The 13,993-nt window shown below is 53.6% G+C and carries 15 protein-coding genes and 1 other RNA gene; 7 read left to right on the top strand and 9 right to left on the bottom strand.

The window, feature by feature from the left end:
• Positions 1-59 precede the first annotated feature (59 nt).
• Complete coding sequence (locus NYE74_RS25095) at positions 60-758, top strand: zinc metallopeptidase (protein ID WP_036624258.1); 699 nt, start codon at positions 60-62, stop codon at positions 756-758.
• 91 nt (positions 759-849) lie between these two features.
• Here the strand turns inward: NYE74_RS25095 and NYE74_RS25100 are convergent, their stop codons facing one another.
• Together NYE74_RS25100 and NYE74_RS25105 are read right to left on the bottom strand one after the other, a co-directional pair.
• On the bottom strand, positions 850-1,761 hold the full coding sequence (locus NYE74_RS25100; protein WP_036628467.1) for a LysR family transcriptional regulator: 912 nt from the start codon (positions 1,759-1,761) through the stop codon (positions 850-852).
• Between the two features lie 99 nt (positions 1,762-1,860).
• Positions 1,861-2,475, bottom strand: a complete 615-nt coding sequence (locus tag NYE74_RS25105) for a rhomboid family intramembrane serine protease (RefSeq protein WP_036628469.1) — start codon at positions 2,473-2,475, stop codon at positions 1,861-1,863.
• A 108-nt stretch (positions 2,476-2,583) separates the two neighbouring features.
• Between NYE74_RS25105 and tpx the strand changes: the two genes are divergently transcribed.
• Entirely contained in the window at positions 2,584-3,105 is a 522-nt protein-coding gene (gene tpx / locus NYE74_RS25110) for a thiol peroxidase (RefSeq protein ID WP_036624259.1), read from the top strand.
• Between the two features lie 118 nt (positions 3,106-3,223).
• Here the strand turns inward: tpx and NYE74_RS25115 are convergent, their stop codons facing one another.
• The 3 genes from NYE74_RS25115 to NYE74_RS25125 form a co-directional block, all read right to left on the bottom strand.
• The gene (locus tag NYE74_RS25115; protein WP_036624260.1) at positions 3,224-3,622 is read right to left on the bottom strand and encodes a DUF1499 domain-containing protein; all 399 of its coding nucleotides are present in this window, start codon (positions 3,620-3,622) and stop codon (positions 3,224-3,226) included.
• Positions 3,623-3,798: 176 nt separating this feature from the next.
• Positions 3,799-3,988: non-coding RNA, 6S RNA (gene ssrS, locus NYE74_RS25120), on the bottom strand.
• 107 nt (positions 3,989-4,095) lie between these two features.
• Positions 4,096-4,899: a YesL family protein gene (locus tag NYE74_RS25125; RefSeq protein ID WP_036624261.1), complete on the bottom strand. Its 804-nt coding sequence runs from the start codon at positions 4,897-4,899 to the stop codon at positions 4,096-4,098.
• Positions 4,900-5,078: 179 nt separating this feature from the next.
• Here NYE74_RS25125 and NYE74_RS25130 point away from each other — a divergent pair, with 179 nt between their 5' ends.
• Positions 5,079-5,183 (top strand): sporulation protein YjcZ, encoded by a 105-nt coding sequence (locus NYE74_RS25130; protein WP_082207865.1) that lies wholly within the window; start codon positions 5,079-5,081, stop codon positions 5,181-5,183.
• A 56-nt stretch (positions 5,184-5,239) separates the two neighbouring features.
• Here NYE74_RS25130 and NYE74_RS25135 read toward each other — a convergent pair whose 3' ends face one another.
• Positions 5,240-6,802, bottom strand: a complete 1,563-nt coding sequence (locus NYE74_RS25135; protein ID WP_036624262.1) for a DEAD/DEAH box helicase — start codon at positions 6,800-6,802, stop codon at positions 5,240-5,242.
• Positions 6,803-7,033: 231 nt separating this feature from the next.
• Between NYE74_RS25135 and NYE74_RS25140 the strand changes: the two genes are divergently transcribed.
• The 4 genes from NYE74_RS25140 to NYE74_RS25155 all read left to right on the top strand — a co-directional run bounded on the left by NYE74_RS25140 (position 7,034) and on the right by NYE74_RS25155 (position 11,173).
• The gene (locus tag NYE74_RS25140; RefSeq protein WP_036624263.1) at positions 7,034-7,861 is read left to right on the top strand and encodes a YitT family protein; all 828 of its coding nucleotides are present in this window, start codon (positions 7,034-7,036) and stop codon (positions 7,859-7,861) included.
• Between the two features lie 169 nt (positions 7,862-8,030).
• Positions 8,031-8,231 carry a hypothetical protein gene (locus NYE74_RS25145; protein WP_155621168.1) on the top strand — a complete coding sequence of 67 codons (201 nt, stop codon included), beginning with the start codon at positions 8,031-8,033 and terminating at the stop codon, positions 8,229-8,231.
• A 184-nt stretch (positions 8,232-8,415) separates the two neighbouring features.
• Entirely contained in the window at positions 8,416-9,609 is a 1,194-nt protein-coding gene (locus tag NYE74_RS25150; protein ID WP_213510666.1) for a putative glycoside hydrolase, read from the top strand.
• 193 nt (positions 9,610-9,802) lie between these two features.
• The gene (locus NYE74_RS25155; RefSeq protein WP_124331599.1) at positions 9,803-11,173 is read left to right on the top strand and encodes an MATE family efflux transporter; all 1,371 of its coding nucleotides are present in this window, start codon (positions 9,803-9,805) and stop codon (positions 11,171-11,173) included.
• On the opposite strand, the gene NYE74_RS25160 is transcribed toward NYE74_RS25155, so the two are convergent.
• The 3 genes from NYE74_RS25160 to NYE74_RS25170 all read right to left on the bottom strand — a co-directional run bounded on the left by NYE74_RS25160 (position 11,152) and on the right by NYE74_RS25170 (position 13,836).
• Positions 11,152-11,364: a DUF3906 family protein gene (locus NYE74_RS25160; RefSeq protein ID WP_036624267.1), complete on the bottom strand. Its 213-nt coding sequence runs from the start codon at positions 11,362-11,364 to the stop codon at positions 11,152-11,154. The genes NYE74_RS25155 and NYE74_RS25160 overlap by 22 nt on opposite strands.
• Positions 11,365-11,818: 454 nt before the next feature.
• Entirely contained in the window at positions 11,819-12,790 is a 972-nt protein-coding gene (gene pfkA, locus NYE74_RS25165; protein WP_278738699.1) for a 6-phosphofructokinase, read from the bottom strand.
• 20 nt (positions 12,791-12,810) lie between these two features.
• Positions 12,811-13,836, bottom strand: a complete 1,026-nt coding sequence (locus tag NYE74_RS25170; protein ID WP_155621186.1) for a DUF2600 family protein — start codon at positions 13,834-13,836, stop codon at positions 12,811-12,813.
• Positions 13,837-13,993: the final 157 nt, after the last annotated feature.

Here is a 13,993-nt window from a genome sequence, read left to right on the forward strand (position 1 = left end):
CAGCAGGAAGCCTCTGACTCATCAACGAGCAACTTTAATCCTAAATGGAGGAATGATGCATGTTATATTCAGACGTTATGCTGATCCCGATTCTTCTTGCCTTCGCCTTGTCGCTGTGGGCGCAGTTTCGGGTCAAGGGCACTTTCAACAAATATGCGCAGGTGGCCAACATGTACGGCTTGACCGGACATGACGCCGCCAGACGGATGCTTGACGCCAACGGGCTGTACGATGTACCGATCGAACCGGTCCCCGGCGCCCTGTCGGACCACTACGATCCGATTCACCGCGTCGTCCGTTTGTCGGAGCCGGTATATTATGAAAGATCGATCTCGGCCGTGGCGGTGGCTTGCCACGAAGTGGGCCACGCGATTCAGCACAAACAGAAATATCCGATGCTGGTGCTGCGCCACCGGATGTTCCCCGTCGTCAACTTCGCTTCCGGCGTCGCTCCGTTTCTGCTGCTCGCAGGATTCTTGTTCGGAGCGTACAACCTGGTCGGCATTGGCGTAATTTTCTTCTCGGCCGCGGTTTTGTTTCAGCTCGTTACGCTCCCTGTCGAGTTCAACGCCAGCAACCGGGCCCGGAAAATCATGGTGCAGCAAGGGTTCATTACGCACGACGAAACACGCGGCGTTGCCAAAGTATTGAACGCCGCCGCGCTGACCTATGTCGCCGCCGCGCTGGTTTCCTTACTCGAGCTGTTCCGCTATGCTTTGATCTTCTTCGGCGGCACGAGCAGCCGCGAGGACAACTAATCGTTCATTTTACAAAAAACAAGCGCCAGCGGTCTGGGGATTCTCCCCGGCCGCTGGCGCTTGTTTTGTTTCGGCAAAGATTTGAGCACTGCTATTGGGCCGGCGGTGTATCGACCTGCAGTCCGAAATATTCCAGCAAAAACACCCGGAACGACTGGGCCACCAGCGGCAGCTTTTCATCCATCCTGTGGATAAGTCCGATCGTTCGCGTCACCTTCGGCTCGGAAATCCGCACCCGGCTGGGCTGAAGCGTAAAGCTTTGAAACAGCGCCATCTCCGGCAGCAGACTGACGCCCATACCGGCGGCCACCAGCCCCCGGATCGTGTCGGTCTCCTCCCCTTCAAAGGCGATTTTCGGGGTAAATCCCGCTTCCAGACAGGCGTGCCAAACGATCGGCCGCAGGGAATAGCCTTTGCTGAACAAAATAAACTTCTCGTCTTTCAGCTGGCTGAGCTTGATGCTCTGCTCCCCGGCCAAGGGATGTCCCGGCGGCAAAATCGCCACCAAATCCTCGGTCAGCACCACATTGCCCGTCACTTGGTCATGATTTTCCGGAAACGGAGAAATAAAGGCCAGATCCACTTCTCCCGAGACGACGTCACGGATTAACGTGGGGTAGGTTCCCTGGCGGAAACGGAATTTCACGTTGGGATACAGCTTGCGGAATTCCGCCACGACGCTGGGAATGATATGAATGCCCAGACTATTCGGAAATCCGAGCCGGATTTCCCCTTGCTCCGGGTCGATAAACTCGTGAACCTCGTTCACCGCCCGGTCCAAATCCTTCAAAATCGTCTCCACCCGGCTGCAGAACAGTTGTCCGACGGCCGTCAAATGCAGGTTTCTTCCCTTCTGCATAAACAGATTGACGCCCAGTTCCTGCTCAAGCTGGTGGATTTGCCGGCTTACGGCAGATTGCGCCACATGCAGCTCTTCGGCCGCCTGCGTGACATGTTCTTTTCTGGCCACTTTCACAAAATATTGCAATTGTCTTAATTCCACGAGTCCGATCGCTCCATTTCGCATCCACTGATAATCCGAATTAGGGCTTTTAAAAAATAAGGCTTTTTAACATAAATGTACCATTTCCCCGCCCCCGGTTCAACGCCGTTTTAACACTCGGATAATCAATCCGTAGATGAAAAAGCCGCCGACAAGCCCGCCGAAATGCGCCATCCAGTTGATTTTGGGGGCCACCAGCGAAAAAATGACACCGACGATCAGCAAACTGTAAAGGGTCTTGCGCGAGCTTTCGTCCATCAGGTGGCGCTGGAGCAGGGCGATGTACAAAAACGCCCCGTACACCCCGTAGACGGCGCCTGAAGCGCCGACGGAAAGGTGCAGCTCCCCCGATTGCTGATACATCCCGAAGCTGAGCAGATTGCCGACGATGCCGCTGCCGAGATACAGCAGCGCGTAGCGCCAGTGGCCAAGCAGCCGCTCCAGCGGCGGGGCGAACACGAGAATCGCAAAGCCGTTGGAGAATAAATGGCCGAAGCCCATGTGCAGGAACATCGCCGTGAACAGCCGCCACCACTCGTGCTCGAACGGTCCGAAATTGGCTATCGCGCCATATTTCAGCAGCGTATCGGTGTTTAGCGAACCCCCGTTAACGGTCAAAACGAGAAACATGATGATGTTCGCGGCCAACAACAAGCAGGTCACGGGATAGTAACGGATATAACTTCTCCAGTTTTCATAGCGGATAAAAATCATCGGATCCATCCTTTGCATTCTTTTTTTCCTGATGTTGGACATTTTCTTTTTAAAAAGATTATAATTAATTTTGAATGAATAAATCCATCTGTTTAGGAGGAAATGTACATGGCGCAAGAACGTGCAAACGTAGCTACATTCAAAGGCAATCCGCTTACCCTGGTCGGACCGGAGCTCAAGGTTGGCGACACGGCCCCAGACTTCCGCTTGAATAAAAATCTGCTGGAGGAAGCAACCCTTCAGGACTTTGCCGGCAAAATCAAGCTGATTAGCGTCGTTCCTTCTTTGGATACGGGCGTATGCGACGCGCAAACCCGCCGCTTTAACGAGGAAGCCGCTGGCCTGGGCGACGATGTCGTTGTGCTGACCGTCAGCGCGGACCTTCCTTTCGCCCAAGCCCGCTGGTGCGGCGCCGCCGGCGTTGACCGCGTCGTTACGCTGTCCGATTACAAGGACAACTCCTTCGGCAAAGCATACGGCGTTCTCATCAAAGAGTTCGCGCTCGATATGCGCGCCGTGTTCGTAGTGGATAAGGAGAACAAAATCCAATACGTTCAAGTGCTGGGCGAAATGACCGAGCATCCCGATTACGACAAGGCGGTAGCGGCCGTTAAAGCGTTGCTGTCCTAAACCAGGGTCAAAATGAAAAGCGAGTAGGAGAGAGCTCTCCCTGCTCGCTTTTTTTGATGTATGGCGGTGCACCTCTGAAGCTTCGGCGTCCATACGGCAAGCTTGTTACTGACGTACATTATGTAGATGAGGACACTTTATACGCGGACAGCTTCTTATCCAGAACGGAAAACAGATGCAGAATCGTTCGGTAGTTTGCCCCCAAATCGCCAAGCGACCCGCGCGTCGCGGAATAAATGTCCACCGCGCTGCGGACCGGCCCCGTGCCGACGATCGACACCGTTATGTCCATCGTTCTCCCAAAGGCGGTGCGTTTCTCCAGCGTAATTTCGCCGACGTTCGGCACCTCGTGCAGCACCTTGTACCCCGGGATTTTTTTGAGCGTGGATGACACTTCGTCCCAGAGCTTCTCTTTCGATAGCTGGTAATATCTCGTTTTCAGTTCGGGCACCTTGGCGCGATCGCTCGTTCCTTCCTGGCTCCGGAATATTCCCGTCAACGTTCGCTTCAATGACAACTGTTCTTCCTCCTTCACGATCCTTAAAAAACCTTTAGGGTATGCGTTTTCTTTATTCATAGTTTAACATTGTTGGAAGACAAACAAAAGCGAGCGCCGCAGATAGCGCGCAACAAAAAAAAGCACCCCGTTCCCTTTTGTGCAAAAAGAGGACAAGGTGCAGTTCGCGTTTCGTATGTAGACCCGCCTATGCCGTCCGGTTACGCTGTCTCGAACCTGCACCCGCAGGTGGGTGACCGCAACGACGTTTTTGAAGTCCCCTCATCCGGTGGATAGGGCCTTTCAGCTGCGCCGCAATATAGGTCTCCCGAGACATTGTCATTGGTTCAAAACAACATGAAACCGCAACGCACATCGCAGGACGTAAACCTATTATAGTGCTTCATCATCGAAATGTAAACCAAGGCCGGATGGAAAAACAAAGAAAATTTGAAAGCGGTTTAACGGGCGGGAAAGCAAGTTATCAAACCGCTTTAGTCCTTCTCCTTGTCTTCGCCCGCCGGCAGGTTCAGCTCCAGATCGTCATCGGGTTTGGACAAGTTTATGCCGTTTGATTCCTCTTCCGCCTGGCGCATTTTCTCCACTTTCTCCTGGATTTTATTGTACGCGATGTAGAAGTTGTAAAAAGCGACCAGCGCGGTCAAGCTGCCGAAGCCGAATAGGATCAGCCAGCCGAAGCGCATCGTCAAAAATCCGAGCACCACCGCGCAAATCAGCGTGGACAACGTGCGGAACGGGCGGATGATCGTGAACAAAATGGCGTTTTTGATCAATTGGACCGCGCCCAAATGGTAATGCGCCACCAGCGAGAAAAAATTGAACAGGGACAAAAGCAGCAGAAACAGCAAAAACAGCATGATCATGCCGATAATCTGCATATTGCTGATTTGGTTCATGTATACCGTGTAGTCCACGTACATAATCACGATCAAAAGCGTATAGAAAATTCCGCCCAGCATGCTTTGCTTATAATTTTCCTTATATCCTTTGAAATACACCTTGATGATGCTTAGATCGGCCTCGCCCATCACCCATTTCCGCGTCACCGAAAACAGCGCGGCCGTGGCGGGAAACAATGTAAACGGTGCCAATATCCCCATCGCCCATAACGTCAGATTTTCCTGGGGCGCGTCAGGGCTTTGCAGCAACAGCAGCTTCGTCAGCAGGAAAAACAAAAACGGAGATGAACACAGGAGCCACAGCAGATTGCTGCCTGAGATCCTCATAATCCATTCGGTGATTTTATAAAAACCGCCCATAAAACCTTTGTATTCCAAGCAAAAATCTCCTCTCGAGCATAGTTTGTTTCCGTCTATCTTAACTATACATGATTCGTCCATCCCATTCCAGCGCCTAATTTGACGATTATGGGTTGGCGTCTAATCCCATGCATGGGGTCTGCCATACTATATACCGTAACCACAAAACATCTCAAATTTTTAAAGGAGGTTATCTCATGTCTGCAGGTTTGGGATTTGGAGGAGGTTTCTTTACTTCTACAGGTGTAATTCTGGTATTGTTTATTCTGCTCGTTATTGTGAGCCGTTCGCTGTTCATCTAATTCAAAGCACAGATGAAACAAAGAAGGCGGAGATAATCTCCGCCTTCTTTGTTTTGTCAATTGTCAAAAGATTTGTTTTCGCTGTATTTGGAAGGTCTGCGGTCGCCGCCGGAGCGAGGTTTGCGATCGGAGGAACGGTAGGAGTCGCGCCCGCCGTCCCGGCCGTAGCCTCCTTTGGAACCATAACCGCCGCGGCTGCCGCCCTCGCGGTTGTCCCGGCGGTACCCTCCGCCGCGGCTGCCGTATCCCGATGGCTTGCGCCCGCTGGACCGGATGTCCGGATTGCGGCGTTTTACCCGGATCGGTTCTTCCGGCGTTAATTCGATCGCCGAATTTTCCGTTTTATCCCCGGTAATCAGCTTGAATGCCGCCGCCAGCAGGTTCACCGAATCGTACTGCTCCAGCAGCTGAATGGCGATGCCTTTATATTCATTCAGTTCGCCGGCTTCAACAAGCTCCAGCAGGCGCTCCGCGGTGATCCGCTGCTTGCCTTCGATCGCTTCGGCGATGCTCGGCAGAGGTTTGCGGGTGATTTTATGGCGCGTGATGCGCTCGATAAAATGCAGATGGTCGATTTCCCGCGGCGTCACAAACGAGTAGGCGGCCCCTTCCTTGCCCGCGCGCCCGGTCCGGCCGATCCGGTGCACATAGCTTTCCGGATCCTGCGGCAGGTCGAAGTTGACGACATGGGTTACGCCGGATACGTCCAGCCCGCGCGCCGCTACGTCCGTAGCCACCAGCACATCGATGCTGCCGTCGCGGAACTTGCGCATCACGTTGTCGCGCTGGTTCTGCGACAAGTCGCCGTGCAGCCCGTCGGCGGAATAACCGCGTTTTTGCAGAGCTTCCGAAAGTTCGTCAACCCGGCGTTTGGTCCGGCCGAACACGATCGCCAGTTCCGGCGATTCCATATCCAGCAAGCGGGTCAAAGCGTCGAATTTCTGGCGCTCGTGCACTTCGATGTAGGCTTGATCGATCAGCGGCGCGCTAACCTGCTTAGGAATGACGGAGACATGCTCCGGATTTTTCAGGAACTGCTGCGCCAGCTTTTGGATATTCGCCGGCATCGTGGCCGAGAATAACATCGTCTGCCGTTCTTCCGGCACAAGCTTCAGGATCGACTGAATGTCGTCCATAAAGCCCATATCCAGCATTTCATCCGCTTCATCGAGAACGACGGTCTGTACATCGTCGAGTTTGATCGTTTTCCGGTTAATGTGGTCAAGCAAACGGCCCGGCGTGCCGATAATGATTTGGGGTCTCTTCTTCAAAGCGCGAATTTGGCGTACGATATCTTGTCCGCCGTAGATCGGAAGGGAGCGTATGCCTTTGAAGCGGGAAAGCTTGCCGATTTCCTCGGCGACCTGAATGGCGAGTTCACGGGTCGGCGTCATGACCAGGGCTACGATGCGGTCTTCTTCCTTCGGGATTTTATGGATCAGCGGAAGGCCAAACGCCGCCGTTTTCCCCGTCCCCGTTTGGGCTTGTCCGATTAAATCGCGTCCGGTCAAGGCGATCGGGATCGATTTGGACTGGATCGGCGTCGCTTCCTCAAAACCGAGTTCCGTGATGGCTTGTAATACTTTAGGCTCTAGGCCGAATTCTGCAAATGTGCTCAACTTGTTCTACTCCTTCTATATAGTGGACATTCCCACCGGCTTAACTGTATTCTTAAGTAGCGCTAAACGTTTATAGACTGTCCAAACAGCCTGTAATTTTTACATATCGCTCTATTGTAATAACCGAAAAGGTTCCCTACTCAAGAATATCTCAAACATTATAGCACAAAACATAAATGGAACACCAGCAAGCAGGTTGGGATACTTCTATTATTTCCGAGGTGAAGATCCATGATTAAAGAAATTCGAAATGCCGCGGTCATTCTGCTTGGAGCGCTCCTGATCGCCGCGGGCTTCAATTTGTTCCTCGTTCCGCTCCATTTGCTAAGCGGCGGCGTATCCGGATTGGCCATGCTTACGGCGTATTTTTCGCCGCTTGGCATCAGCACGATGTATCTGGCCTACAACGCGCCGATTCTGATCGCCGGCCTGTTTTTGCTCGGCAGACGTTTCGTCGGACTAAGCATCCTGTCGGTAGCCGGAGCCACCTGGTTCATTGAACTCATCCCGACGCCGGACAAGCTGCTCGCTTCCGATACGCTGATTTCCGCCGTATTCGGCGGCGTGCTCGTGGGGATCGGCAGCGGGATTTCCTTCCGGGTAGGCGGATCGTCCGGAGGGTTCGATATCATCGGCTCGATCATTACCCGGTATCGCGATTTTCCGGTCGGCAACGTGCTGGTCGGCCTGAACGCCAGCGTCATTCTGGCGATGGGATATTTGGAGGGCAACTGGGATCTCGCGCTGGCCTCGATGATTTCGATTTACATCACCGGCAAAGTCGTCGATCTCATTCATGTCAGCCATATCAAAATTACTTTGTTTATCGTGACCGACAAAACCGAAGCGATGGTGCAGCGGCTGCTGACCCTGCCCCGCGGGGTGACGAAGATTAGAACGGAGGGCGCTTTCTCCCATAAGGAAAAAGATATGCTGATGACGGTGACGACGAGATACGAACTGACCGAGCTGCGGGAAATCATCAAGCAAACCGATCCGCAGGCGTTCGTCAATATCGTGGAGACCGTCGGGATCATGGGTTCCTTCCGCCGAAGATGACCGGTTTATGGAACGATCCTCCGTTTTCAAGCGCCGGTTTCTCTGCTATAATGAACTAAGCGGTTCCTTCGTCAATTCCATAAATATCAGCTTTACCTGCTTTCACAGGCTTTGTGCTTTTCCGATTTAGGAACATTCCGGGGTGAATATTTCTTAAGTGGAAAGGGTGATGAATGTGGAAATGGAAACGGTAAAACTGGAACAGATCGTCATGAAGTGGTTCCCTGACATGCTGCCTTTCTTGAAGCAGAAGGAACTTGATTCGATGATCGTCCTCCGGGATGGCTTGACCATCTTGGAACCGCAGGACGCGCTGGAGATCATTCAATTCAGCATCTGCGAGCACCAAAACCCGGCTTTTCTTCATTGAAAAGCGATAAACAAACGCAACACCCGGTCGTTTCTTTTGCTGCGGCGAGAGAAGCGGCCTTTTTTGCGCGGCAATCTATGAAACTTTTAAAAATATTTCCAATAGTGACAATCCTGTTTCCCTCTGACAGCCCTCCTTCCGATATAATCAAAAGCGAGTGTATACAAGGGAGAGGAAAGGGAAAATGAATATCATCTGGACGCTGCTGCTGCTAGTTATGAGTATGGGGAATGGAGGTGTGCAGCCGGCGGCGGATCAAGCCGCGGGGAACGGCCGACCGGAATCCATTCTTCCAGCAGTCGTGCAAACGATGGCCGCCAACCTGGCCGCCGGCCGGATCGACGATCCGTTAACCCCTGCCGAAGTGAAGGCCGCTTCGCTGGGGGAGGCGCCCAAAGTGAAGGGGATATATGTCACGGCGTACAGCGCGGGAGGCTCGCGCATGAACGAGCTGGTCGACCTCGTCGATAAGACGGAGCTGAACGCCATGGTCATCGACATTAAAGACGATTCGGGCTACATCACTTACAAAACGGAAAATCCCGAGCTGAACAAGCTGGGAAAAGCCCAGCCGTTCATTCGCGACATCGGGGCCTTGATGGAGCGGCTGGAAAAACACGACATTTACCCGATCGCCCGGATTGTTGTATTCAAGGATACGATTTTGGCCAAAAAGCATCCGGAATATTCGTTTGTGCAAAAAGACGGCTCCGTGTGGAGCAACGGAGGCGGCGACAGCTTCGTCAACCCGTACAGCAAAGAGGTGTGGGACTACAACATCGAAATCGCCAAGGAAGCGGCCAAACTCGGCTTTAAAGAAATCCAGTTCGATTACGTGCGTTTCCCGGAAGGTTTTGAGAAAAGAGCCGATTCGTTAAACTATGAAAAAAGCGAGATGAGCCGCGTGGACGCCGTCTCCTCGTTCGTGAAATACGCCAAAGAGCAGTTGGAGCCGCTCGGCATCCGCGTTTCGGTCGATATTTTCGGCTATGCGGCATCGGTGCCGGCCGCGGAGGGCATCGGCCAGGATTTTGTCAAAATCTCAGACCAGGTCAACATCATCTGCCCGATGATCTACCCGAGCCATTATTCGACGGGCTGGTTCAACGCCAAAGATCCCGACAAAGCGCCGTACCAGACGATCAAAGGAGCCATCAAGGATACCCAGGACAAACTGGCCCCGCTGGGCGAGGAGCAGCCGATCGTACGTCCGTGGATTCAGGATTTTACGGCGAGCTGGCTGGGGAAAGGACATTATATAAAATACGGCAAACATGAAGTTGAAGAGCAAATCCGCGCGCTGCGCGACATGAACGTCGACGAGTACCTGTTATGGAACGCGTCCAACCGGTATACGGAGGGCGTGTCCTATAAGTAAAAAAACGTTATGCTGCAACATTTGCGGCCAGACTACTTAATAGGGAAATTAACGGTAAACCATCCAACCAAACCCGGTCCATAAGCGCCCGGGATCATCGAGCAAACCGGACCCGGGCCACAAGCGCCCGGGTTTGGTTTGGCGTTTTTGCGTTTTGGCATGGTTTCCGGCACAGGAAATGGAGAATGGGCCAATGAAAGTAACTAACGGCTTGAAACAAAAATACGGGCAATTTATTCGTATTCTTATCCCGATTTTAGTTACCCAAGTAACGATGTCCTTAATGACATTTTTCGATACGATGATGTCGGGGCACGCGAGCCCCGCGGACCTGGCCGGAACCGCGATCGGGTCCAGCCTTTGGGTCCCGGTGCAGACGGGGCTTAGCGGAATATTGATGGGCATCACCCCCATCGTTTCGCAATTGGTGGGCGGCGGCCGGCACGACAAGGTCGGATACCATGTAATTCAAGCGCTGTGGTTCGGGTTCGCCGTCGGGCTGGTCGTGCTCCTTGCCGGCGGCTTCGCGATCTCCCCTCTGCTGAACGGGATGAACCTCGAGCCGAAGGTGCACCATGTGGCCTTTTATTTTCTCGCGGCCATTTCAACCGGGATTCTGCCGCTGTTCGGATACATCGTGCTGCGCTCGTTCATCGACGCGTTGGGACAAACCCGCACTTCGATGATCATTACCTTGATCTCCTTGCCGCTGAACGTGGGCGCCGGATACCTGCTCATTTTCGGCCACGGCGGTTTCCCAAGGCTCGGCGGCATCGGATCGGGCATCGCCAGCGCCTTTACATATTGGTGCATCTTTCTCATCGCCGTCTGGATCGTGCATCGCAGCGAGCCGTTTGCTTCCTACGGCGTATTTCGCAAACTGCATAAAGTATCGCTCGAAAAATGGCGTGAGCTCACCAAGCTCGGCGTGCCGATCGGCTTCGCGATCTTCTTCGAAACGGCGGTGTTTGCCGACGTCACCTTGCTGATGAGCCGGTTCGACACGCTTACGATCGCCGCTCATCAAGCGGCCAACAACTTCGCTTCCACGCTCTACATGATTCCGCTTAGCATCTGTCTTGCACTGACCATCCTGGTCGGCTTCGAGACCGGAGCCGCGCGCCTGAAGGACGCCCGCCAATATGCCGTTTTGGGCGTCGGCACGGCCGCGGGGATGGCGCTGGTTACCGCCGTCCTCCTGATGTTGTTCCGCCAAAGCGTGGCCGAAATCTACTCCAGCGATCCCGAAGTCGTCGCGCTGACCAAGCATTTTTTGATCTACGCCATTTTCTTTCAATTGTCGGATGCGATCGCCACGCCTACCCAGGGCGTGCTGCGCGGATACAAGGACGTTAATCCGGGTTTTTGGATCTCCTTGTTGGCTTACTGGATCATCGGGCTTCCGCTCGGATTTGTGCTGGCCAACTATACGCCGCAAGGCCCCTACGGCTACTGGATCGGCCTAATTACCGGACTCGCCGTCGCCGCCGTCCTGCTGCTGCGCCGCCTTGTCGTCATCCAGCGGAGAATCGGCCGCAAGCTTCAGGCCGGCGAGCCGCTTTGAATCACATATCCCGCGCCGGGCGCGATCCGCTTCTTCTCCACGATGCTGATCTCGCCGATCGCCGGAGCCGGCGAAATATGCCGCCGCACATGTTCTTCCGCGGCGGCAAACGCCTGCTCCTCCCCCTCCGCGGCAATGACCAGCGCCAGCAGCCCGGCGGAAGTCTCCGCCTCCAGGCGATACAGGTACATGTCGATGTCCTCCTTTGTTTTACATTAGTTTACTTCCCGGCAGGTTACTGGATAAGACTAGCGCATCGCATTTGGGCCGAGGGACCTGAGAGCCCCTATTTGCTCGAAAAATACTGAACCCACTAGCGTTGCATCAAATCGGACAAGATACATTTTCTAGCCACACCAATATTCTAACGGTTGCCATAGCGCTTATTTCACTGAAATCCGGCTTAGTGTGCCTAGATGCAGGCAAATAACGGCGATCACAACCGTTAGAGTTTTGAAAAAGGCTTTTTTCGCGAATTAGCCGCTGCTGCAACCGTTAGATTTCCGGCGGACGATAGTTTGATTCGAAAAGCCTATGATGTCCGTTAATCGCAAAGAATAGAAAGCCGAACCGGGAAAACCCGGCTCGGCTTTTAACTTGCCCGTTTTATTTTGCTTAATAATAAATATGCCAAGCTCCCCGCCCTTATTGCGACAACCGCGAAGCCAGCTCGTACAATTCCATATTAAACTGCTTTTTCGTGGCGACGACCTTCTCGATGTCGGTGAGCACCATTTCGCCGCCGATCATGCCGCAAGATTTGTTCGATTCGCCCGCGATCAGGCTGCGAACGGCAAAGTCGCCAAGCCGGCTGGCCAGGTTGCGGTCGAACGGAGTCGGCGAACCGCCGCGTTGGATATGGCCCAGCACCGTTGCGCGCGGCTCCAGGGAAGGCTGGCGCTTCTTGATCGCTTCCACGACATCATCGCCTTTGCCCACGCCTTCGGCCACGATGACGATGCTGTGCCGCTTGCCGTTGTCGAAGTTTTGTCTCATACGGTCGGCCACTTCGTTCAGATCAAACGGAACTTCCGGTACCAGGATCGTTTCGGCGCCTGCGGCCAAACCGGCGTGCAGCGCGATATCCCCGCAGTGGCGGCCCATGACTTCGACGACGGACGCCCGCTCATGGGAGGACATCGTGTCACGCAGCTTGTTGACGGCGTCCACGACGATGCTGACGGCCGTATCGAAGCCGATCGTGTAGTCCGTAAAGGAAATGTCGTTGTCGATCGTTCCCGGCAAGCCCATCGTTTTGATGCCCAGCTTGCTCAGCTTTTCGGCCCCTTGATAGGAGCCGTCCCCGCCGATGACCACCAGTCCGTCAATGCCGCGGTCGCGCAAAATCTGCGCCCCTTTCTGCTGTCCTTCCGGCGTCTTGAACTCCAGGCACCGCGCCGACTGCAGAATCGTTCCGCCGCGCTGGATAATATCGCCCACACTGCGGATATCCATCGCGAAAATGTCGTTGTTGAGCAGGCCTTGATAGCCGCGCTGAATGCCGTAAACCTCAAGCCCGTAAAACAATCCGCTGCGCACGACGGCCCGCACTGCAGCGTTCATGCCCTGGGAGTCTCCTCCGCTCGTAAGAATTGCGATTTTTTTCACTGCTGACATGATAATTCCTCCTAAAAAATTTACAAATATTTGCGAATCCAACGGCTATTGACAAAGAAAAACAACCTCATCAGCGGACTTCTTCGCATCAGTCGCCGGGATACCTCACGGATGTCTTCCTGCTGGCTGACTTTCGGATCGGACAAATAAAGCGCCAGCAGCCCTTCTATAATCATTTTATGAAACGAGGAAGCAGGCAACTTTTTGATGTCCCGCCGCGCTCCCTCGACGATAAACGCAATTCGGTCAAGCATCGTTTCCTTATTATCGTAATAGCTGCAAAAATTCAAATCTCCGCCAAGCTCGTCCTCCGCCTGGTCAATTAAGTAATCCAGCATAATGTGCAGCCCGCACACATGGGGGAAATAAGCATCATGAATCACCTTGGCGCTCTTCCCGTCCAAACCCGGGTTGCTGGCCGCCAAAAACAGCATAAACACGCCCAAGGTCGAACCGGTGGCGGCGGCAAATTCGTTCCAGCGCAATTGCGGCGCCCGGTATTCATGCGTTTCCCACCAGCTTAACAGTTTGGCTTCGCGCAGCTGCGGATCGATGTGCTTGTACACCTGAAGATCGCAGTAGAGCCCAACCAAATCGATAATAAACGGCATGGCTGCGGCATATCCGCGAAGCTCGGCGATATTGGCCCGGCAAGTGCGCACCAGCCGGTGCAAATAGCCCCCATCGTCCTGCTCCGCACGCAGGGCATAGTAATTTTGCAGCATGCCGCCGGGATTAACGGCATCCAGCATGCTTTGGTGCAATAAGCGGAAATCCTGCTCATCCTTGGAGGTGCTGCGGTCGCACAGGTTGTCCAAATAATCGCTGATCGTCTGAAATGCTACGATTAAGGGGATCAAAATATGGCGCATCGGCAGGTTAGCGGCAGCGTAGACGGCGCCGCCCTGGCAGTGAAATTCTTTCGTAGCGATGCTGGCGAGCGCCTGCCTTCTGAGTTCAGGGTCGGGAATGGCTTCCGCCTCTTCTCTCCAGCCATCCAGTTTCTGACGGACGTCCGGCAAAATAAACTTGTATACCCGGCTCATCAGCCGGATCGGCTCTCTCGGAAACTGATTTCGGCTTTGCTCAAGTTCAATCACTGCCCTGCCCCCATTACATTGTGTAATGCGCAGTTTGAAAATCAAACTGAAAAGAAAATCATTCTTTATTATAATATGATCCAACTTTTAGCACAAATATAAT

The sequence above is a fragment of the Paenibacillus sp. FSL P4-0127 genome, from assembly GCF_038007325.1.
Lineage (GTDB): Bacteria > Bacillota > Bacilli > Paenibacillales > Paenibacillaceae > Fontibacillus > Fontibacillus macerans.

Coding starts and splice junctions, on each gene's coding strand:
- tpx (WP_036624259.1), top strand. CDS start 2,584: ATGGCGCAAGAACGTGCAAACGTAGCTACATTCAAAGGCAATCCGCTT.
- NYE74_RS25140 (WP_036624263.1), top strand. CDS start 7,034: ATGATTAAAGAAATTCGAAATGCCGCGGTCATTCTGCTTGGAGCGCTC.
- NYE74_RS25150 (WP_213510666.1), top strand. CDS start 8,416: ATGAATATCATCTGGACGCTGCTGCTGCTAGTTATGAGTATGGGGAAT.
- NYE74_RS25105 (WP_036628469.1), bottom strand. CDS start 2,475: ATGATTTTTATCCGCTATGAAAACTGGAGAAGTTATATCCGTTACTAT.
- NYE74_RS25170 (WP_155621186.1), bottom strand. CDS start 13,836: ATGAGCCGGGTATACAAGTTTATTTTGCCGGACGTCCGTCAGAAACTG.
- NYE74_RS25095 (WP_036624258.1), top strand. CDS start 60: ATGTTATATTCAGACGTTATGCTGATCCCGATTCTTCTTGCCTTCGCC.
- NYE74_RS25145 (WP_155621168.1), top strand. CDS start 8,031: ATGAATGTGGAAATGGAAACGGTAAAACTGGAACAGATCGTCATGAAG.
- pfkA (WP_278738699.1), bottom strand. CDS start 12,790: ATGTCAGCAGTGAAAAAAATCGCAATTCTTACGAGCGGAGGAGACTCC.
- NYE74_RS25155 (WP_124331599.1), top strand. CDS start 9,803: ATGAAAGTAACTAACGGCTTGAAACAAAAATACGGGCAATTTATTCGT.
- NYE74_RS25160 (WP_036624267.1), bottom strand. CDS start 11,364: ATGTACCTGTATCGCCTGGAGGCGGAGACTTCCGCCGGGCTGCTGGCG.
- NYE74_RS25130 (WP_082207865.1), top strand. CDS start 5,079: ATGTCTGCAGGTTTGGGATTTGGAGGAGGTTTCTTTACTTCTACAGGT.